The 23,389-nt window shown below is 72.4% G+C and carries 17 protein-coding genes and 1 pseudogene; 12 read left to right on the top strand and 6 right to left on the bottom strand.

The annotated features are described in order from the left end of the window. Positions 1-26 precede the first annotated feature (26 nt). Complete coding sequence (locus I5071_RS06700) at positions 27-3,110, bottom strand: sigma 54-interacting transcriptional regulator (RefSeq protein ID WP_236604559.1); 3,084 nt, start codon at positions 3,108-3,110, stop codon at positions 27-29. A gap of 49 nt (positions 3,111-3,159) precedes the next feature. Here I5071_RS06700 and I5071_RS06705 point away from each other — a divergent pair, with 49 nt between their 5' ends. The 4 genes from I5071_RS06705 to I5071_RS06720 are packed head-to-tail and all read left to right on the top strand — an operon-like array spanning position 3,160 to position 7,303. Then, complete coding sequence (locus I5071_RS06705; RefSeq protein ID WP_236604560.1) at positions 3,160-5,256, top strand: serine/threonine-protein kinase; 2,097 nt, start codon at positions 3,160-3,162, stop codon at positions 5,254-5,256. 57 nt (positions 5,257-5,313) lie between these two features. Then, the gene (locus I5071_RS06710) at positions 5,314-6,264 is read left to right on the top strand and encodes a PEGA domain-containing protein (RefSeq protein ID WP_236604561.1); all 951 of its coding nucleotides are present in this window, start codon (positions 5,314-5,316) and stop codon (positions 6,262-6,264) included. Between the two features lie 30 nt (positions 6,265-6,294). Then, positions 6,295-6,951 carry a hypothetical protein gene (locus tag I5071_RS06715; RefSeq protein ID WP_236604562.1) on the top strand — a complete coding sequence of 219 codons (657 nt, stop codon included), beginning with the start codon at positions 6,295-6,297 and terminating at the stop codon, positions 6,949-6,951. Between the two features lie 19 nt (positions 6,952-6,970). Next, complete coding sequence (locus I5071_RS06720) at positions 6,971-7,303, top strand: winged helix-turn-helix transcriptional regulator (protein ID WP_236604563.1); 333 nt, start codon at positions 6,971-6,973, stop codon at positions 7,301-7,303. Here the strand turns inward: I5071_RS06720 and I5071_RS06725 are convergent, their stop codons facing one another. After that, positions 7,304-8,032: an antibiotic biosynthesis monooxygenase gene (locus tag I5071_RS06725; protein ID WP_236604564.1), complete on the bottom strand. Its 729-nt coding sequence runs from the start codon at positions 8,030-8,032 to the stop codon at positions 7,304-7,306. Positions 8,033-8,228: 196 nt separating this feature from the next. Between I5071_RS06725 and pgl the strand changes: the two genes are divergently transcribed. The 7 genes and pseudogenes from pgl (at position 8,229) to I5071_RS46950 (ending at position 15,762) form a co-directional block, all read left to right on the top strand. Beyond that, entirely contained in the window at positions 8,229-9,044 is an 816-nt protein-coding gene (pgl, locus tag I5071_RS06730; RefSeq protein ID WP_236604565.1) for a 6-phosphogluconolactonase, read from the top strand. Then, positions 9,041-9,751 carry a ribose-5-phosphate isomerase RpiA gene (rpiA, locus tag I5071_RS06735; protein WP_236604566.1) on the top strand — a complete coding sequence of 237 codons (711 nt, stop codon included), beginning with the start codon at positions 9,041-9,043 and terminating at the stop codon, positions 9,749-9,751. The genes pgl and rpiA overlap by 4 nt, the downstream gene beginning before the upstream one ends. Next, positions 9,748-10,761, top strand: coding sequence for a phosphogluconate dehydrogenase (NAD(+)-dependent, decarboxylating) (gnd, locus tag I5071_RS06740; RefSeq protein ID WP_236604567.1), 1,014 nt, complete (start codon positions 9,748-9,750; stop codon positions 10,759-10,761). Before rpiA ends, gnd begins: the two co-directional genes overlap by 4 nt. After that, positions 10,758-12,155 (top strand): glucose-6-phosphate dehydrogenase, encoded by a 1,398-nt coding sequence (zwf, locus tag I5071_RS06745; RefSeq protein WP_236604568.1) that lies wholly within the window; start codon positions 10,758-10,760, stop codon positions 12,153-12,155. Before gnd ends, zwf begins: the two co-directional genes overlap by 4 nt. Continuing rightward, a complete protein-coding gene (gene tkt, locus I5071_RS06750) occupies positions 12,152-14,212 on the top strand; it encodes a transketolase (protein WP_236604569.1) in 2,061 nt (686 codons plus the stop codon). Before zwf ends, tkt begins: the two co-directional genes overlap by 4 nt. Beyond that, a pseudogene (locus tag I5071_RS46945) lies at positions 14,209-14,982 on the top strand (Cof-type HAD-IIB family hydrolase); the annotation flags it as partial. The gene tkt and the pseudogene I5071_RS46945, both read left to right, overlap by 4 nt. 21 nt (positions 14,983-15,003) lie before the next feature. Further along, positions 15,004-15,762, top strand: coding sequence for an HAD family hydrolase (locus I5071_RS46950; RefSeq protein ID WP_419249643.1), 759 nt, complete (start codon positions 15,004-15,006; stop codon positions 15,760-15,762). A 177-nt stretch (positions 15,763-15,939) separates the two neighbouring features. Here I5071_RS46950 and I5071_RS06760 read toward each other — a convergent pair whose 3' ends face one another. Next, positions 15,940-16,407: a hypothetical protein gene (locus I5071_RS06760; protein WP_236604571.1), complete on the bottom strand. Its 468-nt coding sequence runs from the start codon at positions 16,405-16,407 to the stop codon at positions 15,940-15,942. 120 nt (positions 16,408-16,527) lie between these two features. Then, the gene (mfd, locus tag I5071_RS06765; RefSeq protein WP_236604572.1) at positions 16,528-20,259 is read right to left on the bottom strand and encodes a transcription-repair coupling factor; all 3,732 of its coding nucleotides are present in this window, start codon (positions 20,257-20,259) and stop codon (positions 16,528-16,530) included. A 209-nt stretch (positions 20,260-20,468) separates the two neighbouring features. On the opposite strand from mfd, the gene I5071_RS06770 reads away from it, so the two are divergent. Next, complete coding sequence (locus tag I5071_RS06770; RefSeq protein ID WP_236604573.1) at positions 20,469-21,599, top strand: lipase family protein; 1,131 nt, start codon at positions 20,469-20,471, stop codon at positions 21,597-21,599. Between the two features lie 77 nt (positions 21,600-21,676). On the opposite strand, the gene I5071_RS06775 is transcribed toward I5071_RS06770, so the two are convergent. Together I5071_RS06775 and I5071_RS06780 are read right to left on the bottom strand one after the other, a co-directional pair. Further along, positions 21,677-22,225: a YXWGXW repeat-containing protein gene (locus I5071_RS06775; protein ID WP_236604574.1), complete on the bottom strand. Its 549-nt coding sequence runs from the start codon at positions 22,223-22,225 to the stop codon at positions 21,677-21,679. An 84-nt stretch (positions 22,226-22,309) separates the two neighbouring features. Then, a complete protein-coding gene (locus I5071_RS06780) occupies positions 22,310-23,239 on the bottom strand; it encodes an SDR family oxidoreductase (protein WP_236604575.1) in 930 nt (309 codons plus the stop codon). Positions 23,240-23,389 lie beyond the last annotated feature (150 nt).

Genomic DNA, 23,389 nt, shown 5'->3' on the forward strand with positions numbered 1-23,389 from the left:
ACGAACTGTCGTGCGGCGATTTTCCGCTACGACCGTCGGTGGTGACGCGCTTCGATCCCGAACGCGCGCATGCGGTCCCGCAGTGTGCTCGGGCGTACGCCGAGCACCTCCGCTGCGCCTCCACGGCCCGCGATCCGCCCACCTGCGCGCTCGAGGGCGGCGAGCAGGTTCGTGCGCTCGAGCTCGCGCAGCTCGCTCTCCGTGCGGATCGGCGCCGGCGCGGGCTTCTCGCTCTCGCGCGGCGGCGCGATCGTGATCGTCAGGGGCTGCGCCTCGCGGCGTGCGCGCTTGGGCAGCGCGAGATCGAGGCGCAGGTCGGGGCCCGACGAGAGGATCACGGCGCGCTCGATCACGTTGGCGAGCTCGCGCACGTTGCCCGGCCAGTCGTGCTCGAGGAGCACGCGCTCCTGCGCGGGGGTGAGCTCGAGGACGCCACGGCCGAGGGCCTTCGCGGAGCGCCCGAGGTAGAGACGCGCGAGCGGCACGACGTCGTCGGTGCGCTCGCGCAGCGGAGGCACCTCGATCGGGAAGACGCCGAGCCGATAGTAGAGGTCGCGCCGGAAGCGCCCGGCGTCGACGTCGGCCTCGAGATCGCGGTTCGTCGCGGCGATCACCCGCACGTCGACGCGACGGGTGCGCGGATCGCCGATGCGCTCGAGCGCGCCCTCCTGGAGCACCCGCAGCAGCTTCGACTGCAGATCGAGCGGGATCTCGCCGACCTCGTCGAGGAAGAGCGTGCCGCGATCCGCGAGCTCGAAGCGGCCCACGCGATCCTCGAGCGCGCCCGCGATCGCGCCGCGCACCTGGCCGAAGAACTCGCGCTCGAAGAGCTCGTGCGGGATCGACGCGCAGTCGACCTTCACGAGCGCGCGCTCGGCGCGCGTGCTGCTGGCGTGGATCGCGCGCGCGATGAGCTCCTTGCCGACCCCGGTCTCGCCGCGCACCAACACCGTCGCGCTCGTGGAGGCGACGGCCTGCACGCTCGTCATCACGCGCTGCAGCGACGCGCTCTCCGCGATGATCGCGTGCACGTCGTGCTCGCCGCGGATCTCCTCGCGCAGGTAGTCGCGCTCGCGCTCGAGCTGCGCCTTCATGCGCTCGAGCTCGGCGAACGCGGCGCGCCGCTCGAGCTCCGCATCTCGGCGCGCGAGGGCGTGCGCGACGATGTCCTCCATCAGCGCGATGCGCGCGCGGAACGTGCCCTCGAACGCGCGGTCGTCGCGCGAGAGGAAGACCAGCGCGCCCACCACGTCGTCGTGGCGACGCAGCATCGCGGCCGCGCCCGCCACGATGCCCTGGCGCTGCCAGGTGTCGCGGAGCGGACCGGGAGGGAGCGACGACGTGCGCACGACGTGGAACCCACGCTCCACCGCAGGCCCGAGCGCGCCGTCGAGCAAGCTGCGCGGCTGGTCGACGCCGATCTGGAACGCGCCCGGAGTGCCCGCCTGGTGCGTGACGCGGAAGGTCTGCGTCGCGCGATCGAAGCGCATGACGACCGCGCGCACGAGGCCGAGCTCCACGCAGATGCGCGCGAGCGCGGCGCCGAGCTCTTCGTCGATGCGCTCCGCGGCGGCGTCGATCAGTGCGGTCGAGATCGTCGCGAGCAGCGCGTCGAAGCGCTGCCGCTCCGACGAGATGCGCTCGACGCGGCGGCGATCCACCGCGCTCGCGAAGATCTCGCCGACGAGCTGCGCGCGAGAGACGACGACGTCGGACCACACGACCTCGCGGCGCATCGAGTCGGTGCCGACGAGGCCGATGAACCGGTCGCCGATGCGCATCGGCGAGAGCAGCATCGAGTGCACGCCGCCCTCCTCGAGCGTCGCGCGCTCGGAGGTCGCGTGCTCCGGGAGCTCGCGGGTGCGCGAGACCACGACCGGCCGCCCCGCGCGCAGCAGCGAGACGCTCCACGCGAACTCGCCCCCCGCGAGCGACCAGCTGCGCGGCCGCACCTCGCGCATGCCGGGCTCGGTGTGCTGGTACACCGCGCGCGCGGTCATCGTCTCCTCGTCGACCTCGTAGACGTACGCGCGATCGACCTCCATCGCCTGCGCGAGCATGCGCAGCGCGGACGCGATCGCCGCGTCGAGCCGCGACGCGCTCGCCTCGATCAGGCTGGTCGAGATGCGCGAGAGCAGCTGCTCGAAGCGGAGCCGATCGTGCGCGGTGCGCTCGAGCTCGCGGCGATCGAGCGCGGTCGCGATCAGCTCGGCGACCGTGCGCAGGCGCGCGCAGAAGATCGGCGTCCAGTCGTGCGAGCGCTCGCGCCACGAGAACACGACGATGCCGAGCGTGCGCGGGCCGACGCGCAGCGGCTCGACGGCAGTGGCGCCCGGGCCGTCGAGCGCGAGCAGGCGCCGCTCCGACGCGGCGTGCTCCGGCAGCTCGTCGGTGTTGCCCACGAGGAGCGACTGGCCGGCGAAGACCTTCTCCGCGGCCCACGGGAACGCGGCGATCGGCAGCGGCACCTCGAGGCCGGCCAGCGGCGCGAGCTGCGCGCGCTGCCACTCGTGCGAGCGGCGGATCGTCGCGGTGTGCGCGTCGATGAGCATGACGAGCGCACGATCGGCGTCGAACGCGGTCGCGACCGCCTCGAGCGACTGCTCGACCGTGCGATCGAGGCGATCGGTCGAGACCTCTGCGAGCTGTGCCGAGAGCCGCGCGACGAGATCGTCGAAGCGGAGCCGCCGGAGCAGCGTGGGCTCGCCCGAGCCGCTGCGGTCGACGCACACGACCGCGACGCCGGTCGAGCCGTCGCGGAGCCGCATCGGGAAGAAGCTCGCGATCAGCTGCGTGCGCTCGCCCGGCAGCGCGATGTCGAGCAGCGGCTCGCCGCGCGCGAGCACGCCCTCCAGCAGCGGCACGACGTGGGGCGCGAACGCGGGGATGACCTCGTGGATCGTGCGACCGACGTGGGCCTCGACGGGCACCCCGTTGATCGCCGCGACCAGCGCGTTGACGCGGAGATAGCGGAGCTGCGCGTCGAGCAGGGCCAGGCCGACCGAGGGGCTCGTGAAGAGCGCCTCGAGCATCGCGTCCGACTCGGCAGGGGACGATCGGGGCTCGGGTCGCCTGGGCAATCCAGTTGTTGTGTTACGCGGGGACGGCATCGTGACGCAAGCGCCTCGGACGCCCGCCGATCGCGGTACGCTCGCCCCGATGGCAGTCGGGATCCCGCTCGGCCCCTACCGGCTCGTCCGCCGGATGGCCGCCGGCGGCATGGCGGAGATCTTCCTCGCGAGGCAGGAGGGCAAGGACGGGTTCGCGCGCGACCTCGTCGTGAAGCGCATCCTGCCGCACCTCGCGGCCGATCCCGAGTTCACGCGCATGTTCCGCGACGAGGCGCGCCTGGCGGCGCTGCTCTCGCACCCGAACGTCGTGCACGTGTACGACTTCGGCAGCGAGCCCGACGTCGAGGGCGAGGTGCTCTGGCTCGCGATGGAGCTGGTGCGCGGCGTCGATCTGCGCGCGCTGATCGTGCGCGCCGTGGAGCAGGGCAGGGCGTTCGGGCGCACCGGCGGTCTGCCGCCGCACCACGCGGCGAAGATCGTGTCCTTCGTGTGCGAGGCGCTCGCGCACGCGCACGCGCTGCGGGTCGACGGTCGGCCCGCGGGCGTCGTGCATCGCGACGTGACCCCGTCGAACGTGCTGGTGTCGTTCGACGGCGCGGTGAAGCTCGCGGACTTCGGCATCGCGAAGGCGCGCACCGGCGGCAAGTCGCGCGAGGCGACCGAGCACGGCGTCGTGAAGGGCAAGCTCGCGTATCTCTCGCCCGAGCAGGCGCGGGGCGACACGCTCGATGCGCGCAGCGATCTCTTCAACGTCGGCATCCTGCTCTTCGAGTCGGTGCTCGGTGAGCCGCTCTTCCCGCACGACGACTTCCGCGCCGCGAAGACGATGAGCGCGAAGGGGACGATCCCTTCGCTCGAGCGCGTCGATCGCATGCCGAGCGCGCTCGCGAGCGTGGTGCGTCGCGCGCTCGCGCCGCGGCCCGCGGAGCGCTACTCCGACGCGCTCGCGCTGCGCGCCGATCTCGAGGCGTATCTGCGCAGCGGCGTGGAGCCGACGGGGACGGTCGAGCTCGGTCGCTACGTTCGGCACCTCTTCCCCGATGCGCTCGAGGAGGACGCGCGCGCACCGCGCGCGGCGGGCACCGTCGCGGCGAAGTCGTCGGAGCGACCGCCGCCGGGCACCCAGCCGATCGCCCCCGCGAGCGAGCCTCCGCGGGTCACTCAGCCGATCCTCGACGTGTCGACCGGAGAGGCGCTCGACGAGACGGTGGTCGCGCGGCCTTCGCCCGGCGTGCCGCTCGCGCCTCCGACTCCGCCGCGCGGGAGCACGCCTACGTTCGTGCCGGCGCCCGACGCGCCGGTGTCGTCGCGGACCCGCGCGTCGTCGCGCACGCGCATCGCGATGATCGTGGGCGCGCTCGTGGTGACGCTCGCGAGCCTCGCGGGGGGCGCCATGGTGCTCGGCGCGCCCGAGGTCCCGCCCGATCCTCCGTCGGCCCCGCCGAGCGCGCCTCCTCCGCTCGCGCCCGTCGCCGCGACGCCGCTCGCGCCCGCAGAGCTGCGCGTCTCGAGCCAACCCGCCGGCCACCCGCTCTTCGTCGACGCGCGGCCGCTCGGGCCCACGCCCGCGATCGTCGCGCTCGAGGCGGGCGCGCACCGCGTCGAGATCCGCGACGCCAGCGGCGGGCTCGTCGCGAGCGAGCAGGTCACGCTCGCGCCCGGCGAGATCCGAGAGCTCACGCTGCAGCTCCCCGCGGCCGCGGCGACGGCGAGCCTGCGCGTCGACTCGACGCCGCCCGGCGCGTCGGTGCGCATCGACGGCGCGCGCATCGGCACGACGCCGCTGATCGCCGAGGTGCTGCCGATGCGCCACCGCGTGGTGCTCGAGCACGACGGATATCTGCCCGCGGAGAACGAGGTCGAGATCACGCGCCCCGGCGAGCACGCGACGCTCAGCTTCGCGCTCACGCCTGCGCGACGCGAGGAGCCGCGTCGCGATCCTCCGCGGCGCGGCGGTGGTGCGACGAGCGCGCGCGCGACCGCGAACGGTGCGCTCACGATCGCGACGACGCCGTGGTCCGAGGTGTATCTCGGAGGTCGTCACCTCGGGACCACGCCGCTCGCGAACGTCGCGCTGCCCGCGGGCACGCACGTGCTCACGCTGCGCGCGCCCGGGCGCTCGCCGCAGCGCACCACCGTGACCATCCGCGCGAACGAGACGACGCGCGTGCGCCTCGAGCTCTGATCGCGGATTCGCGCTCGCCGCGCCCGCGGGGCATGCTCGTCGGCGCGGAGGTGGACGATGGCCCGCGCGCTCGTTCCAGCGATCGTGCTCTCGCTCGTGGGGCTCTCCTGGCCGGCGCTGGCGCAGGTGGACGCGCCGGAGGCGCCGGAGACCTACGAGAGCGTCGACCCGATCGAGGCGGAGCCCATCGAGGGCAGCCCGACCCAGGATCCGCGCGAGCTCGAGGCCGACGTGCAGCTCGACGTCGGCCGCACCCTCGCGTCGGAGGGGCGCTGCGAGGTCGCGATCCCGCGGCTCGAGCGCGCGCTCGACCTCGCGGACTCGCTCGATGCGCGCTTCCACCTCGGCGCGTGCCTGCACGCGCTCGGGCGCAATGCCGAGGCGCTCGAGCACATCGAGCGCTTCGCGGCGCAGGTCGATCCCGACGTCGACATGGAGCGCGCCGCGATCGCGCTGCGCATCCTCGAGCGGGCGCGCACCGAGGTGGGCTCGCTCGCGCTGGTGGTCGAGCCGCCGGGCGCGCTGGTGATGATCGACGGACGCGCGGTGATCGGGCGCGGGCAGCGCATCGTGCGCATCGATGCCGGGCGCCACGTGCTGCGCGCCGAGTACGTGGGGCACCAGACGATCGTGCGCTCGGTGGACATCGAGCCCGGAGGGCGCGCGCTCCGTCTGGTGCGGCTCGAGGCGATTGCGAGCCCGAGCGCGTTCCTCGAGCTCGAGATGGATCCGCCCGACGCGCGGGTGATCGTCGACGGCCGCGCGCTGCGGGTCGGTGCGCGGGTGCTGGAGCTCGAGCCGGGCTGGCATCGCGTGACGGTCGCCGCGCGTGGTCGCGAGACGCGCGAGCGCGACGTTCAGGTGGGCGCGGGCGAGCGCTTGCGGCTCGATCTCTCGCTGCCGGAGCGGCGCGACGACGGGATGCTCGTGCTCGCGGGCACGACCGCGATCGTCGGCGCGATCGTGCTCGGCGTCGCGATCGGGTTCGCGGTGGGCTCGCAGGGGTAGAGCGACGGCGCGCGCGGCGTATCGATCGCCGTGGAGCGCCTCGTCGTCGCGGAGCATCGGACCGTGCTCGGCGCGATCGAGCACGGCGCGTGGACGGGCGCGCTCCTCGCGCCGATCGTGACCGCGCCCGCCGCGCTGCTCTATCTCGCGCGCTTCTACGCGACCGAGCCCTTGCCGTGGCTCGCGTTGATCCCGCAGTTCGCGACGTTCGTCGCGCTGACCGGCGCGTCGTACGCCGCGGCGATCGCGGGTGGCGTGTCGCTCGGTCGGCGCGTGCTCGCGCGCATCGTGCTCGGCGCGCTGGGCGGGGTGATCGGCGGGATCGCGCCCGGCGCGTTCGCGGCGTGGCACTTCGGTCGGATGGACGCGCCGTGGTTCGGCGGGCACGGCATCGCGATCGCGGCGGGGCTGGCCGCGGTGGTGATGGGCACCGCGCTCGTGCGCGTGGTGGCGCCCGAGGTCTCGCCCGTGCGGGCGTGGCTCGTCGCGCTCGCGCCGCTGCCGATCTTCGGGCCGGTCGTGGGGCTCGCGATCACGCTGGGGGCGCGCGAGCTCGACTACGACGCGCTGCAGCGCCTGGTGCTCGAGCTCGGCGTGATCGGGTGCGGCGCGATCGTCGGCGCGCTCGTGGGCGCGCTGCTCGGAGCGTGGATCGGGACCAGCGCCGCGCTGGCGTCGCGCCCGTGAGGCGCGGATGCTCGCGCGGATGGCACACGATCTCCGGCGGCGCTTCGGATGTCCGGTCGAGCTCTCGATGGAGCTGCTCGGAGGCAAGTGGAAGACGGTTCTGCTCGCGCGCCTCAAGGACGGTCCGCTGCGCTACGCCGAGCTGCGCGCGCTCGTGCCCGGTCTGAGCGACAAGATGCTCACCCAGCGGCTGCGCGATCTCGAGGAGCTCGGCCTCGTCGACGCGACGCGGCGCGCCGGCACCGCGACCTACCGCATCACCGCGCGCGCCGAGCGCCTCCGTCCGGCGCTCGACGCGCTCTACGCGTGTGGTCTCGCGCTCGCGCCCGAGGTGGGCGCGAGCGTCGAGTGATCAGCGATCGTCCCAGCCCCACGTGGGCACGCCGGCCTGCGGGTTCGGTACGTGATCGGGCGCGGAGTTCTCCTGCGCGACCCGCGCGCCCCACGCGACGTAGCGAACGATCGCGTCCCTCGCGCGTGCGTCGCGCACCGCGTGCTCGGCCGCGTCCGCCGCGACGCGCACGAAGCGATCGCGCTGCGCGTCGTCGATGCGCAGACCCGCGTGGCGGCGGAGGATCGGCGCGATGTCGCCCAGCGTCTCGCTGTAGAGCTTCGGTCCGCCGAACACCTCGACGAGCCACATCGCGAGGTGCGGCACGTGGCTCTCCGCCGCACGTGCGAAGCGCGGCCCGAGCAGCGCGTCGTCCTTCATGCGCGCGTGCATCTCGTGCGCGAGCCGGAAGAACGTCGCGACGCCGCCCGCCGCATCGAAGATCGTGGTGCGCGAGCCCACGTCGGTCGGCACGTAGTGCTTCATCTCCTCGATGTCGGCGATGAACGGGCGCACCAGCGCGACGAAGTCGGCGAACGACGCGCTCTTGCGGAACCCCTCGAGGTGCCCCTCGGCGCTCTCCCACTCGAGCCGCACCACGTAGCGGCCGGCGTCGTCGGCGCAGCGTGTGAGCTCGTAGCCGAGACAGTGTGGCGAGGCGCGGAGCAGCGCGGACGCCTCGCGCCAGGCCTGCTCCAGGAGCGCGCCGCGCTCGGGCGCGACGCGATAACGAACGTACTCGACGATCATCGCGCGCACGGTACTCGCGCGCTGCGAGCACCGCCACGAACCGAGTGGTTCGCGCGAGCACGTCGCGGATCTGTCCGCTCCTGCCTCACGTGCACGGCGTCGGCGCGACGTCCTGCACCCGGTCCGCGCCGCGCCGAGGACGATCGCCGCGGAAGCGCGTGGCACGCACGATGCGCGTCGTCGCCCGAGGTGCACCGTGAGCGGCTGGCCCCGAAGCGTCGAGCGTGGACACCCGCTCGAGCGGCGCGTCCCCGGCGCTCCCCAGCGGCTCGTGTACGGCGCTGCGCGCGAGGTCGAGATCCACCCCGATCGCGAGGCCCTCGTGGATGCCGCGGCGGAGCACGTCGTGGCGCTCGCGCGCGCCGCGGTGGCCGCGCGCGGTCGCTTCACGATCGCGCTCGCCGGAGGAGGAACCCCGCGGCCCGTGTACGAGCGGCTCGCGCACCCCACGTTCGCGTGCCGCATCGACTGGTCGCGCGCTCGAATCTTCTTCGGCGACGAGCGGTGTGTGCCGCCCGATCATCCGGAGTCGAACTATCGAATGGTGCGCGAGGCGCTCCTCGACCGCGTGCCGATCGACCCCGCGAACGTGCACCGCATCGCGGGCGAGGACGATCCCGAGAAGGCCGCTCGCGACTACGAGCAGACGCTGCGCGAGCAGCTCGACGGCAGCTTCGATCTCGTGCTCCTCGGGATGGGCGACGACGGGCACACCGCCTCGCTCTTCCCGGGCTCGCCGGCGCTCGACGAAGCGCGTCGCTGGGTCCTGCCGACCGAGAGCACGCGCCCGCACCCGATGTGGCGCATCACGCTCACGCCGGTCGTCATCGACGCGGCGGCCGCGGTCACGTTCCTCGTCGCCGGCGCGAGCAAGGCCGAGCGCTTGCGAGAGGTGCTGGAGGGCGGTGCCGGCGCGGAGAGCCTGCCCGCCGCGCGCATCCGCCCCACCGACGGCGCGCTCCGCTGGATGGTCGACGCCGACGCCGCGTCGCAGCTGCGGAGGCGCCCGTGACCTCGCCCGAGGCGTGGAAGCGCGCGGCGGCGGAGCACGCTGCGGACTGGGTGCGCTCGGGGATGGTCGTCGGCCTCGGCGCAGGCTCGACCGCGGAGCTCGCGCTGCGACGGATCGCGTCGCTGCTCGCGCGCGGAGCGCTGTCCGACATCCTCGGCGTGCCCTGCTCGCGCGCGGTGGGCGAGGCCGCCGCACGGCTCGGGGTTCCGCTCACGACGCTCGAGGCGCATCCGGTGATCGATCTGACGATCGACGGCGCCGACGAGGTCGACGCGTCGTTCGCGCTGGTGAAGGGCGCGGGCGGAGCGCTGCTGCACGAGAAGATCGTCGCGCAGGCGAGCCGTCGCGAGGTCATCGTCGTCGACGCGTCGAAGCCGTCGCCGTGCATCGGCACGCGCTGCGCGCTGCCGGTGGAGGTCGTGCCCTTCGGCTGGCGCACCGAGGCGCTCTTCCTCGAGTCGCTCGGCGCGCGCGTGCAGGTCCGAGCCGCGGCATCGGGCGCGCCGTTCCGCACCGACGAGGACAACATGATCCTCGACTGCGAGCTCGGGCCGATCCGCGCGCCGCACGAGCTCTCGCGCAGGCTCGCCGAGCGCGCCGGCATCGTCGAGCACGGGCTCTTCCTCGACCTCGCGACGGATCTCGTCATCGGCGGCGCGGACGGAGTTCGTCACCTCACGCGCGCAGACGAAGGAGCACGGACATGAGGATCGGCATCATGGGACTGGGGCGGATGGGCGCGAACATGGCGGCCCGGCTCGTCGAGGCCGGGCACGAGGTCGTCGCGTGGAACCGCTCTCCGGCGCCCGTCGAGGCGCTCGTGAAGCAGGGCGCGATCGGCGCGGCCAGCATCGAGGATCTCGTCGCGCGGCTCGAGCCGCCGCGCGCGATCTGGCTGATGGTCCCCGCCGGCGTGGTCGACGACATGATCGCGACGCTGCGTCGTCTGCTCGCTCGCGGCGACGTGATCATCGACGGCGGGAACTCGCATTACCGCGAAGATCTCCGCCGCGCGAAGACGCTCGCCGAGGACGGCATCCACTTCGTCGACGTCGGCACCTCGGGCGGCGTGTGGGGGCGACACCGCGGCTACTGCCAGATGATCGGCGGCGAGCGCGAGATCGTGCAGCGCCTCGATCCGATCTTCGCAGCGCTCGCGCCGCCGCTCGATGCCGCACCGCGCACCGCTGGTCGCACCGGCGCGCCGACGACCGCGGAGCACGGCTATCTGCACTGCGGGCCGCACGGCGCCGGGCACTTCGTGAAGATGGTGCACAACGGCATCGAGTACGGGCTCATGGGCGCCTACGCCGAAGGGATGAACATCCTGAGGCACGCGAACGTGGGCAACGCGCAGCACAGCGTGGACGCCGAGACGACGCCGCTCGAGAGCCCCGAGCTCTATCGGTACGACTTCGATCTCCCGGCGATCGCCGAGCTGTGGAGGCGCGGCAGCGTCGTCGCGTCGTGGCTGCTCGATCTGATCGCATCGGCGCTCGAGCGCGATCCCGATCTCCGCGACTTCCAGGGGCGCGTCTCCGACTCGGGCGAGGGGCGCTGGACGCTCAAGGCCGCGATCGACGAGAGCGTGCCCGCGCCGATCCTCTCGACGGCGCTCGGCGAGCGCTTCGCCTCGCGCGGCGAGGCCGACTACGCGCACCGCTTGCTCTCGGCGATGCGCCGCGAGTTCGGCGGCCACGAGGAGAAGCGGCCGTGAGCGCGCCTCCGCGCTCCGATGCGCTGGTCGTGTTCGGCGCCACCGGCGACCTCGCGTACAAGAAGATCTTCCCGGCGCTCCAGGCCATGGTGCGTCACGGCACGCTCGACGTGCCGGTGGTCGCGGTCGGTCGCGCCGAGCGCTCGATCGACGACCTGCGCAACCGCGTGCGCGAGAGCCTCGAGAAGTCCGGAGGGCTCGATCGCGCCGCGTTCGAGAAGCTCGCTTCGCTGCTGCGCTACGCGCCGGTCGACTTCACCGATCCGCAGGGCTTCGGCGGCCTCAAGCGCGGGCTCGCAGGGGTCGAGCGGCCGCTCCTCTATCTCGCGATCCCGCCGAGCGTCTTCGCGACCGCGGTCGCCGGCCTGCACCGCGCGGGCTGCACCGCCGCCGCGCGCGTCGCGCTCGAGAAGCCGTTCGGCCGCGACCTCGCGTCGGCACGCGCGCTCGACGCGATCCTCCACGAGGTCTTCGACGAGTCGTCGATCTTCCGCATCGACCACTACCTCGGGAAGGAGCCGGTGCAGAACCTGCTCTACTTCCGCTTCGCCAACGCGTTCCTCGAGCCCCTGTGGAACCGCGACTTCGTGAGCAGCGTGCACGTCACGATGGCGGAGCGCTTCGGGGTCGAGGGGCGCGGCAGCTTCTACGAAGAGGCGGGCGCGATCCGCGACGTCCTCCAGAACCATCTGCTGCAGGTGATCGCGATCCTCGCGATGGACGGGCCGGTCGGACAGGACGTCGAGGCGATCCGCGACGAGAAGGCGCGCGTGCTCAAGGCGATCGCGCCGATCGAGCCCGCGCAGGCGGTGCGCGGACAGTATCGCGGCTACCGCGAGGAGCGCGGCGTCGCGCCGAAGTCGATGGTCGAGACCTTCGCCGCGGTCACGCTGCGCGTCGACACGTGGCGATGGGCCGACGTGCCGTTCTTCGTGCTCACCGGCAAGCACCTGCCCGCGACGCTGACGGAGGTGATCGTCGAGCTGAAGCGACCGCCGCGCGACATCTTCGGCGAGCACGTCCGCTGCGCCGACTACTTCCGGTTCCGGCTCGGGCCCGAGGTCGTCATCGCGCTCGGCATGCGCGTCAAACGCCCGGGGATCACCTCGGGCGAGACGATGGTCGGGCATCCGCGCGAGCTGCGCGCATCGGAGGATCCGGCCACCGAGACGCTGCCCTACGAGCGGCTCCTCGGCGACGCGATGCGCGGCGATCCCAGCCTCTTCGCGCGGCAGGACGCGATCGACGCGCAGTGGCGCGTCGTCGAGCCGGTGCTCGGCGACGTGGTCCCGCTGCACGTCTACGAGCCGGGCACCTGGGGTCCGCCCGAGGCGCAGCGGCTCGCGCCCTCGGGCTGCATCGATCCGAACACGCTCACGAGGATGCCGTCATGAAGGAGCGCGAGCTCGATCGGCTCTCGATCGACACGATCCGTTTCCTCGCCGTCGACGCGGTGCAGAAGGCGGGCTCGGGCCATCCGGGCCTTCCGCTCGACGCGGCGCCGATGGCCTACGTGCTGTGGACTCGGTACCTCAAGCACAACCCCGCCGATCCGCGGTGGATCGATCGCGATCGCTTCGTGCTCTCGGCGGGGCACGGCTCGGCGCTGCTCTACGCGCTCCTGCACCTCACCGGGTACGAGGAGATGACGCTCGAGCAGCTCCAGCGGTTCCGGCAGTGGGGGAGCCTCACGCCGGGCCACCCCGAGTCGCATCTGGCCGGCTGCGTCGAGGCGTCGACGGGCCCGCTCGGACAAGGCATCGGCAACGCGCTCGGGATGGCGATCGCGGAGGCGCACCTCGCCGCGCGCTTCAATCGACCGGGCCACGAGCTCTTCGATCACTTCACGTACGTCATCGCGAGCGATGGCGACATGATGGAGGGCGTCCAAGCCGAGGCGGCGTCGCTCGCCGGACACCTCGCGCTCGGCAAGCTGATCGTCCTCTACGACTCGAACCGCGTGACGCTCTCGGGGACGACGTCGATCACGTTCACCGAGGACGTCGCGGCGCGCTACCAGGCGTACGGATGGCACGTGCAGCGCGTCGACGACGGCAACGACGTCGACGCGTTGTCGCGCGCGATCCGCGCGGCGCGCGAGGCGAAGACACAGCCCTCGCTGATCTCGGTGCGGACGGTGCTCGGCTTCGGTGCGCCGACCAAGGCCGGCACCTTCGAGGCGCACGGCAACCCGCTCGGCGACGACGAAGTGAAGAGGACGAAGGCGCACCTCGGCTGGCCCGAGGAGCCGCCCTTCTTCCTGCCGCGCGAAGCGCTCGCGCACCTCCGCTCCGCGCTGGAGCGCGGAAAGACCGCGCAAGACGGATGGAAGCGGCGCTTCGCCGACTATCGGAAGGCGTTCCCCGAGCTCGCCGCAGAGATCGAGCGCCGCTTCCGCGCCGAGCTTCCGGCAGGATGGGGCGAGGGCCTCCCGCAGCTCCCCACCGACGCGAAGGGCATGGCGACGCGCAAGGCGTCGGAGACGGTGCTGCAGTCGCTCGCCCAGCGCGTGCCCGAGCTCGTCGGCGGCTCGGGCGATCTCGATCCGTCGACCTTCACGTGGCTCAAGCAGGACGGCGACTTCGAGCCGCCGCAGCGCTACGACGCGAGCGCGCAGGGAACCGTCGGCGGCGGATGGAGCTACGGCGGACGCAACATCCACTTCGGCGTGCGCGAGCACGCGATGGGCGCTGCGGTGAGCGGCCTCGCGTACCACGGCGGGCTCGTCCCGTTCGGCGCGACGTTCCTCGTGTTCTCCGACTACATGCGCGCGTCGATCCGCCTCTCGGCGATCGCGCGCCTCCACACGATCTGGGTCTTCACGCACGACAGCATCGCGGTGGGCGAGGACGGACCCACGCACCAGCCCGTCGAGCACCTGCTCGCGCTGCGCGCGATCCCGGGGCTCGTCGTGCTCCGCCCCGCGGACGCGAACGAGACGCGCTGCGCGTGGCAGGTCGCGCTCGAGCGCAAGGAGGGCCCGACCGCGCTCGCGCTCACGCGACAGCACGTGCCGACGCTCGATCGCGGCGTCTACGCGCCCGCCGAAGGGCTGCGGCGCGGCGCGTACGTGCTGAACCCCGATCGCACCGATCCCGAGATCATCCTGATCGGCACCGGCTCCGAGGTGTCGCTCGTCGTCGCGGCCGAGCGCGTGCTGCGCGATCGCGGCGTGCGAGCACGCGTCGTCTCGATGCCCTCGTGGGAGCTCTTCGAGGCCGAGAGCGCGGAGTATCGCGAGCGGGTGCTGCCCTCGTCCCTCACCGCGCGCCTGGCGGTGGAAGCGGGGCGCGCGCTCGGCTGGGATCGCTGGGTCGGATCGTCGGGCGCCGTCGTCTCCGTCGATCGTTTCGGCGCGTCGGCGAAGGGCGACGTCGTGATGCAGGAGTACGGCTTCACCGTCGACCACGTCGTCGCGCGCGCGCTCGCGCTGCTCGGGCGGCCCGCATGAGCGGCGACATCGAGCTCGTGCTCGCCGACGTCGACGGGACGATCGTCACCGCGTCGAAGGAGCTCACGTCGCGCACGCGCGAGGCGGCGCGCCGGCTGCGCGAGCACGGCATCGAGCTCGCGATCACGAGCGGCCGCCCTCCGCGCGGGATGGCGATGCTCGTCGAGCCGCTCGGGCTCACCGCGCCGATCGCCGGGTTCAACGGTGGGCTCGTCGTCGAGCCCGATCTGCACACCGTCATCGAGCAGCGCACGCTGCCGCTCGCGGTCTCGGTCGAGGTCGTCGAGCTGCTCCTCCGCGCCGGTCTCGACGTCTGGGTCTACCGGGGCGAGGAGTGGTTCGTGCGTGATCGCGACGCGCCGCACGTCGCGCACGAGCAAGCGACGGTGCGGTTCGCGCCGACCGTGATCGCCGACGTCGGCACGGTGCTCGAGGGCGCCGTGAAGATCGTCGGCGTCGGCGACGATCACGCGCACGTCGCGCGCTGCGAGGCCGCTCTGCGCGAGCGCGTCGCAGGGCTCGCGTCGGCCGCGCGCTCGCAGCCCTATTACCTCGACGTCACGCATCCCGACGCCAACAAGGGCATGGTGGCGCGCGACCTCGCGCGCAGGCTGCACGTCCCGCTCTCGCGCATCGCGTCGATCGGCGACATGCCCACCGACGTGCTGATGTTCGGCGTGACCGGCACGAGCATCGCGATGGGCAACGCGAGCTCCGACGTGCAGCGGTGCGCGCGCTTCGTCACCGACTCGAACGACGACGAGGGGTTCGCGCGCGCCATCGAGCGCTTCGTGCTCCCGGGCACCGCGGCGCCCCACGCGAAGCTCGGCGTGCCCTCGGTCGTGCGCGCGCTGCTCTTCGATCTCGACGGCGTGCTCACGCAGACCGCGGTGGTCCACGCCGCTGCGTGGAAGCAGGCGTTCGACGAGCACCTGCGCGCGCGCGGCGGGCCCTTCGTCCCGTTCGACGTCGCGGCCGACTACGAGCACCACGTCGACGGCAAGCCGCGCATCGAAGGAGCGCGCGCGTTCCTCGCGGCGCGCGGCATCGTGCTCCCGGAGGGCGACCACACCGATCCGCCGGGCGCGCCGACGCTGCACGGTGTCGCCCGTCGCAAGAACGACCTCCTCGTGGAGCTGCTCCACGCGCGCCCGATCGCGACGTACGAAGGCTCGGTGCGCTACGTCCGCGCGGCGCGCGCCGCGGGTCTGGGCACCGCGGTGGTCTCGTCGAGCGAGCACTGCCGAGAGATCCTGGCCTCGGCGGGCATCGAGCATCTCTTCGACGTGCGCGTCGACGGCATCGTGGCTGCGGCGCAGCACCTCGCGGGCAAGCCCGCGCCCGACACGTTCCTCGAGGCGGCGCACGCGCTCGCGGTCGAGCCGTCGCGCGCCGCAGTCTTCGAGGACGCGCTCGCCGGCGTGGAGGCGGGGCGCGCCGGGCACTTCGGCTTCGTGGTCGGCGTCGATCGTGTCGGCCACGCGGCCGCGTTGCGCAGCCACGGCGCGGACGTGGTGGTCGACGATCTGTCGGCGCTGCTCGACGTGTGAAGGTTCGGAGCGCGACCGGGACGCGTGCAGCCCTTCCGGGAGCGCGTCGATGAATCGAGCCGGTTCCCGCGCGAGGGCAAGCGGGGTCGGGGCCCCGCGCGCAGCGTTCAGGGATGGGGGACCCGATCCGGCTTCGCCGGTCGGGGGAAGGGGTCATCCATGACCCCTTCCGGAAAATCAGTCGAGGGTCATGCGCACGCGGACCATCACCTGACTGACGACGGTCTCGGGATCCAGGTGCGTGAACCGGATCTCGTGCTCGCTGAGGAAGTTGCTGACGAACGGCTGACCAGGAACGCCGTCGAGCCCGACGCGCAGATCACCGAGCGCGATGCCGTCGCCGAGGGTGCGCCCGAGATCGTCGAGCCCGGAGGGCGCTGGGGCGACGAGGTCGAGCGTGAGGTGGAGCGAGCCTGCGTCGAGCGACACCTCGCCCGCGCGCTCGAGCACGGCGCTCGGAAGGAGCAGCGCCGGCACCGGGAGCACGCCGCCGATGGCGAGGAGGAGAAGCAGACCCGACATCTCGGTCGCGCGCTTATCACTTTCCGTGCCGTCGCGCCACACGCGCGATCCCGCACGAAAATTCCCCCGCATCGCCTCGATCTGCCCGAACCGCGCCGACATCGGTGTCGGGATCTCCGACATCGTGTGAACCAGGTTTCTCGATCGACTGGCAACTCGCCCGGCCACCAGGGCGAACAGATCACGCTCCGCTCCGCCAGCCCGCTACCCGAATGGCGAGGTCTTCCGAGACTCCCGCGCGGCCTACGAGGCCTTCTTCAGCTCCTCGACCTCACGAAGCACCTGCTCCACGCGATCGAGCGCATCCCCCGCGAGCTCCACGCCGAAGCGCTTCGTCAGCTTCATGTCCGGCGACAGCCTCCACGGCGATCGCGGCAGCCCGACCTTCGCCATCACCTTCGCCGGATCCAGCGGCGTGTCCTCGCGCAGGTGCAGCGTCACGCGCTCGCGGTTCGCCTCGCATCCGAGCACGCGCAGCCCGCGCAGCACCGTCCGCAGCCCCATCGCGCGCACGAACGTCAGCGCCGCGGGCGGCGGCGGGCCGAAGCGGTCCTCCATCTCGCTCGCCAGATCCGCGACCTCGCTCTCGCTCTCCGCGTTCGCGAATCGCTTGTAGAACGAGAGCCGCAGCCCGACGTCGCTCACGTAGTCGTCCGGCAGGTAGAGCGGCTCGTCGAGCGTGATCTCGGTGTCCACCTCGTGGACGATCGGCTCGCCGCGCAGCTGCGCCACCGCGTCCTCCAGCATGTGCAGGAAGAGGTCGAACCCGACCGCCGCGAGGTTGCCGCTCTGCTCCGCGCCGAGCACGTCGCCCGCGCCGCGCAGCTCCATGTCGAGCGACGCGACCTGGAAGCCCGACCCGAGCTCGCTGAAGCGCTCGAGCGCCTCGATGCGCGCGCGCGCCTCGTCGGTCATCGCGTTCGGCGGCGGCGTCACGAGGTAGCAGTACGCGCGCTCGCGCGATCGACCGACGCGCCCTCGCAGCTGGTAGAGCTGCGCGAGCCCGAACGTGTCGGCGCGATCGATCAGGATCGTGTTCGCGCGCGGGATGTCGAGACCGCTCTCGATGATCGCCGTCGCGCAGAGGATGTCGAAACGCCCTGCGACGAAGTCCGTCATCGTCTGCTCGAGCGCGGCCTCGCCCATCTGTCCGTGCGCCACCGCGAAGCGCGCATCGGGCACGAGCTGCTGCAGCTTCTGCGCGCGCTCGTAGAGGCCCTCGATGCGGTTGTAGACGAAGAAGCACTGACCGCCGCGCGCGAGCTCGCGCTGGATCGCTTCCTTCAGCAGGTGATCGTCCCAGCGCGTCACGAACGTGCGCACCGCGCGTCGATCCGCGGGCGGCGTCGTGATCAGCGAGAGATCCCGGAGCCCACCGACCGCGAGCTGCAGCGTGCGCGGGATCGGGGTCGCGGTCAGCGTCAGCACGTCGACCTCGGTGCGCAGCTTCTTGATGCGCTCCTTGTGCGTGACGCCGAAGCGCTGCTCCTCGTCGACGACGAGCAGCCCGAGATCCTTGAAGTGGATGTCCTTGCTGAGGAGGCGATGGGTGCCGACGACGATGTCGACCTTCCCCTCCTTGATGTCCGCGAGGATCTTCGCCTGGTCCTTGCTGTCGACGAAGCGCGAGAGCACCTCGATGCGCACCGGGTACTGCCGCATGCGCGCCGCGAACGTCTGGTAGTGCTGCTGCGCGAGCACGGTCGTCGGGCAGAGCACCGCGACCTGCCGCCCCATCAGCGCCACGCGGAACGCCGCGCGGATCGCGACCTCGGTCTTTCCGAAGCCGACGTCGCCGCAGACGATGCGATCCATCGGATGGCCGCGCTCGAGATCCGAGAGCACGTCCTCGATCGCCTTCATCTGATCGGCGGTCTCGTCGAACGGGAACGTCGCCTCGAACTCTGCGTACGTGCGGTCGGCAGGCCCGAGCGCGTTGCGCTTCGTCGCCGCGCGCTGCGCGTAGAGACGGAGCAGCTCGTCCGCCATCTCCTGGACGTGCTTCTTGACCTTCGCTTTCGTCTTCGCGAACGTCTGCCCGCCCAGCCGATCCATCTTCGGCGTGGCGCCCTCGCCGCCCGCGAACTTCTGGATCTGGTGCAGGCGCGTGACCGGCAGGAAGAGCCGATCGCCGCCCGCGTACTCGACGACGAGCACCTCGACGCTGGTCGCGGACACGCCGCGCAGCTCCTCGCCCTTCGTGAGCCCGAGCGTCTTCTTCTCGAGCCCGAGGTACTTGCCCACGCCGTGATCGACGTGGACGACGTAGTCGCCCGGCTGCAGCTGCCGCAGGTCCTCGACGAACGCGTCGCTGCTGCGCCGCTTCTTCTTTCCCGCGACCTCGCGACGGCGATGCGCGCGCGTGCCGAAGATCTCTTCTTCGGTCACCAGCGTGAGCGCCTCGGTCGCGACCACGAAGCCGCCACCGAGGCCGCCGATCACGATCTCCGCCTTGGCCTCGGAGCCGCCGCGCGGCGTCTTCCCCTCGAGCATCGACGGCGCGAACGGCGCGGGCTTGCCCGCGATCGGGATCTCGTAGCCGCGCAGCAGCGACGCGAGACGATCCGCCTGGGTCCGAGTGCGCGCGGCCATCAGCACGCGCATGCCCGCGTCGAGCCATGCGCGAGCGCGTGACGCGAGCGGTCGCAGCGCGTCGTCGCGCCCTTGTCCCTGTCGTCGCTGCGAGAGCTCGGTGGTGAGCGGCGTCTGATCCTCGGCGCCGAGATCGAGCACGTCGTCCGCGCGCTTCACGCTCTCGAGCGCGGCGAGCGGCGACTCGCCTTCTTCCGGCGTACCGAGCGCGGCGACGCGATGCACGATCGCGACGCGCCCGCTGGTCACGCGCGACGCGAGCTCGCTCTCGTCGGCGTAGAGCGCGTCCATCGGGAACGCCGGCGCGCGCGACGCGATCTTCGCGGATCGATCCGCGTCCGCGGCCTCCATCTCCTCGCGCATCGCGCGCGTCACCGCCGTCGGGTCGAGCACCACGCTCGACGTGCCCGCCGGCAGGTAGTCGAAGAGGGTCTCGAGCCGCTCGTAGAACGCGGGCAGGAACCCCTCGATCCCGAGGAACGTGCGGCCGCTCTCGAGGTCGTCGATCAGCTGTCGCGTGTTGCGCGTCGGCATGTCGATCGCGTCGCAGAGATCGCGCACCCGAGTGCGCGCGAGCGCCATCTCCTCGGGCCCCATCAGCTCCTGCCGCGCGGGGTGCACGAAGATCTGGTCGATGGTCCCGACGGTGCGCTGATCCTCGGGCTCGAAGAGCTTGATCGAGGTGACGAGCCAGTCGTCGAGCTCGATGCGCGCGGGGTGCCGCGAGTGCGGCGGGAACACGTCGATGATCGATCCGCGCACCGCGAACGTGCCGGGATCCTCGACCACCGGGACGCGCAGGTAGCCGCCCTCGGTCATCACGCGGATCAGGCGCTCGCGATCGAGCTCGTCCTCCGCGCGCACCACCATCGAGCGCTCGACCAGGCTCGCCTTCGGCGGCACCCGACGCGCGAGCGCGGCGATCGGCGCGACGACGAACTCGAAGGGCAGGCCCTGCGCGAGATGGAAGAGCGCAGCGAGCCGCTCCATCGCGGCGCGTCGATCGGGCGCGACGTCGGCGAAGGGCGTCACGTCGCCCCCCGGATAGACCAGCACGCGCGCGCCGCCGCGATCGCTCACGCCCTCGCCGTCGGTCGCGTCGCCCTCGGTCTCGCTCTCGGTGCCGAGGAAGAACGTCAGGTCCGCGGCGGTGCGTCGCGCCGCGTCGACGTCCGCGACGACGACCAGGAACGGCGCCTTCGCGCGCTTCGCGGCGCGCGCGAGCAACATCGCGGCGGCCGACGCGGGGAGCCCCGCGAGGTCGGTGCGCGCGCGCGTCAGGACCGCGTCGACGGCCTGGGGCACCCGCGCGTTCGCGCGGGACAAGCCCGACAACACGGCGAGGCCCGGCGTGGGCTCGAGCTCCTCGGGGTCCGGTTCCACGGCCGCGGATATGAGGGACGCTCGCGCGCACCGCAATCGGCTCCGGATCGCTCGCGTGAGGTCGCATGAGCGCCGTGATCATTTCGCGCAGGTGTCGGGCGCGGGACATCGTGCCCCTCGCCCGTGTTCGGGAGGCGCGGCCCGAGCGTGCCCGTCGTCATCCTGCGCGCGCTCGATCGGATCGAGCGTCTGCGATGGGGGGAAACGACATGCTGAACGGCAGTGGGAGCCTGGTGTTCCAGAGATCGATCATCGACGATCCCGAGTACCGCCGGATCCACGGCGAGAGCGCGCGTGATCGCGCGCAGGTGCTCGATCGTCGCATCCCGGTGCTGCGCTTCGCGCGGACCGACGAGGGCTGGGCCTACAGCCCTGCCGCGGCGTACGTCGCCGCGACCGCCTCCGCGTGGGCGTACTCCGATCCCGAGACGCTGCGCGCGCAGATGGAGGATCTGCTCGAGGTGCCGATCACCGGCGCCGTGTTCCCCGCGACGAACGCGCCGATGTACCTCGACACCAACGCGTTCTTCCTGCGCACCACCGAGGAGGATCCGAGCAAGCGCGTCGGCATCCTCGTGTACCGCGGCACCGAGCTCACGAGCGTCGGGGACGTGCTCGCCGACGCGTACGTCGAGACGGTGCCGTTCCCCGCCCGCAACTATCGCGTCGGCAGCGTGCACGGCGGCTTCTACTTCGGCATGGAGGCCGTCTGGAAGCGCGTGTACAGCATGCTCGTGCACGAGCGCGTCGGTGAGCTGATCATCGCCGGCCACAGCCTCGGCGCGGCGATGGCGGTGCTCACGGCCGCGCAGATCGTGAAAGAGGCGGAGCAGGATCGCGACCGGCGCTTCCGCGACGTGCGCGCGTCGCTGCGCGGTGTGTACACGTTCGGCCAGCCCGCGGTGGGCGATGCGGGCTTCGCGCGCTGGATGGACGAGAAGAAGCTCGGCGCGATCGTGTTCCGCCACGCGTACGCCGGAGACGTCGTGCCGTACCTGCCGACGTCGGACGTCGCGGGCAACTTCGAGCACTTCGTGTCGGGGGTCTGGACCGCGCCGCGACACGAGTCGGCGCTCTGGATCGGCCCGAACCACTCGTCGACATTTCCCGTCGCGCGCTTCTTCGCGGCAGCGCTCGCGACGGCAGGGATCGACTTCGTGCGGCGGCGTCTGCCCTTCAAGCTCGCCGCGACGCGCTGGCTCGCCGATCGACTCCTGAAGCTCTCGTTCGACGATCACTCGCCCGCGAACTACCTGCGGGTCTCGAAGGACAGCTTCCTGACCGACCTCGAGACGCCGCCGCCCGCACCGCCGCCGGTTCCGTCACCCACGGCGTCGTGATGCGGGCGAGGGGCCTCGGCCGTGCTGCTTGCTTCGCGGACTGATCGCCGCGAAGTGTCCGAGGCCCCTCTCACCGTTCAGCGCGCGACCGCCTGCCAGTGGCCTTCGTAGAAGACCCACTGCCCGTTCTGCACTTCCCAGCGCGCGTCGACCCACACGTAGCCGACGCGCGGCTGGTCCCAGTGCCCGTCGACCCACACGTACTGCGCGCCGTTCCACTGCCAGTAGCCCTCGACCCACACCGCCTCGGTGCGCGGCGGGGGCGGGCGCACCACGACGCGCGGGCGCGGCGGCGCCTGGCGCACGACGATGCGCGGCGCGCGCGGCGGCGCCACCACGATCGACGCCCGCGGCGGCGTGGGCGCGGTCACCACGACCGAGGCGCGCGGCGGCGTCGGCGCCACGACCACGACGCGCCCATCGCGTCGATCCTCACGACGCTCGCGTCGGTCCTCGCGCGCCTCGCGTCGATCCTCACGACGCTCGCGACGGTCCTCGCGACGCTCGCGACGATCCTCGCGACGCTCGCGTCCGCCGCGCTGTGCGCTCGCCGCGTCGGGCAGCGCCAGGAGCATCGCGGCTCCGAGGAGCGCGACGATCACGGCACGCAGCTTCGACATGGTCATGCTCGAACCTCCTGCGTGCATTGGACGGGCTGCGCTGCGCATCGTTCAAGCCCGAATGTGAAGATTCGCGTGGATCATGTGCGCTCATCTCGGGAGCGCGGCGACGATCTCCTCGGTGCGCGCCCACAGCTTCTTCGCGATCTCGGGATCACGCGCGTCGGCGCGCGGCTTCGCGACGTTGCAGTCCGCGAAGTACTCGCCCGAGACGCCTGCGAGCGACGGATGCGTCGCGAGGAAGCACTCCGTCGCCGCGCCCTCGCCGACGCTCTTCAGCGCGATCGGCCCGGCCACCGCGAGCGCGAGCGCCGTGACGGGGTTCATGTGCCGCGACAGGTTCGTGCGGATCACACCGGGGTGCAGCGCGTTCGCGGTGCGCTTCGATCCCGACGCCGCGAAGCGCCGCGCGAGCTCCTTCGCGAAGAGGATGTTCGCGATCTTGCTCTGCCCGTACGCGGTCCACGGCGAGTAGCTCTTCTCCGCGCCGAGATCGTCGAACCGGATCGTCTCCTTCGGCGCGTTGCGATGCGCGTCCGACGAGACGATCACGACGCGCCCGTCGTCCGCGAGCGCGTCGAGCAGGCCGGTCACGAGCATGAAGTGCCCGAAGTGGTTCGTGAACAGCTGCAGCTCGATGCCGTGGGCCACCTCGCGCTTCGGCAGCGCCATGATCCCGGCGTTCGCGATGATCGCGTCGAGCTTGCGGCCCGTCGCCTTCACCGCGTCGACGCAGGCGCGCACCGAGCGCGGATCGGAGAGCTCGCACGCGAAGCCCGAGGTCTCGCCCTGCACGCTCTTGCCGGCCTCGCGCGCCTTCTCCGCGGTGCGCGCGGTGCCGATCACGTGCGCGCCGCGCTTCGCGAGCACGCGCATCGTCTCCAGGCCGAGCCCGGAGTTGCAGCCGGTGACGAGGATGGTCTTGCCCGCGAGCGAGATCCCCTCGGTCACGTCCTCCGCGCTCGAGCCGTAGCCGAACCCGCTCGGGCCCTTGCCTGCGAACATTCCGTAGAGCGACATGGCGCGAGCATGGTTCCCCAGGCGGCGCCGCGGTGTGAAGAAGGGTTGCCGCGACGCCGCGCGGGACGTGCCACGAGCTCGGCGGCGTGCGTCGTTGCGCCCTCGGATCGCGCACGCATATGGCGTTCGTCGCGAGGACGATGACCCGAG

It is taken from the genome of Sandaracinus amylolyticus (assembly GCF_021631985.1).
Classification (GTDB): domain Bacteria; phylum Myxococcota_A; class Polyangia; order Polyangiales; family Sandaracinaceae; genus Sandaracinus; species Sandaracinus amylolyticus_A.

Excerpts from the sequence above, each read along its gene's own strand:
- I5071_RS06700 (WP_236604559.1), bottom strand. The coding sequence starts at position 3,110 with ATGCCGTCCCCGCGTAACACAACAACTGGATTGCCCAGGCGACCCGAG.
- I5071_RS06705 (WP_236604560.1), top strand. The coding sequence starts at position 3,160 with ATGGCAGTCGGGATCCCGCTCGGCCCCTACCGGCTCGTCCGCCGGATG.
- I5071_RS06710 (WP_236604561.1), top strand. The coding sequence starts at position 5,314 with ATGGCCCGCGCGCTCGTTCCAGCGATCGTGCTCTCGCTCGTGGGGCTC.
- I5071_RS06720 (WP_236604563.1), top strand. The coding sequence starts at position 6,971 with ATGGCACACGATCTCCGGCGGCGCTTCGGATGTCCGGTCGAGCTCTCG.
- I5071_RS06725 (WP_236604564.1), bottom strand. The coding sequence starts at position 8,032 with ATGATCGTCGAGTACGTTCGTTATCGCGTCGCGCCCGAGCGCGGCGCG.
- gnd (WP_236604567.1), top strand. The coding sequence starts at position 9,748 with ATGAGGATCGGCATCATGGGACTGGGGCGGATGGGCGCGAACATGGCG.
- tkt (WP_236604569.1), top strand. The coding sequence starts at position 12,152 with ATGAAGGAGCGCGAGCTCGATCGGCTCTCGATCGACACGATCCGTTTC.
- I5071_RS06760 (WP_236604571.1), bottom strand. The coding sequence starts at position 16,407 with ATGTCGGAGATCCCGACACCGATGTCGGCGCGGTTCGGGCAGATCGAG.
- I5071_RS06770 (WP_236604573.1), top strand. The coding sequence starts at position 20,469 with ATGCTGAACGGCAGTGGGAGCCTGGTGTTCCAGAGATCGATCATCGAC.
- I5071_RS06775 (WP_236604574.1), bottom strand. The coding sequence starts at position 22,225 with ATGACCATGTCGAAGCTGCGTGCCGTGATCGTCGCGCTCCTCGGAGCC.
- I5071_RS06780 (WP_236604575.1), bottom strand. The coding sequence starts at position 23,239 with ATGTCGCTCTACGGAATGTTCGCAGGCAAGGGCCCGAGCGGGTTCGGC.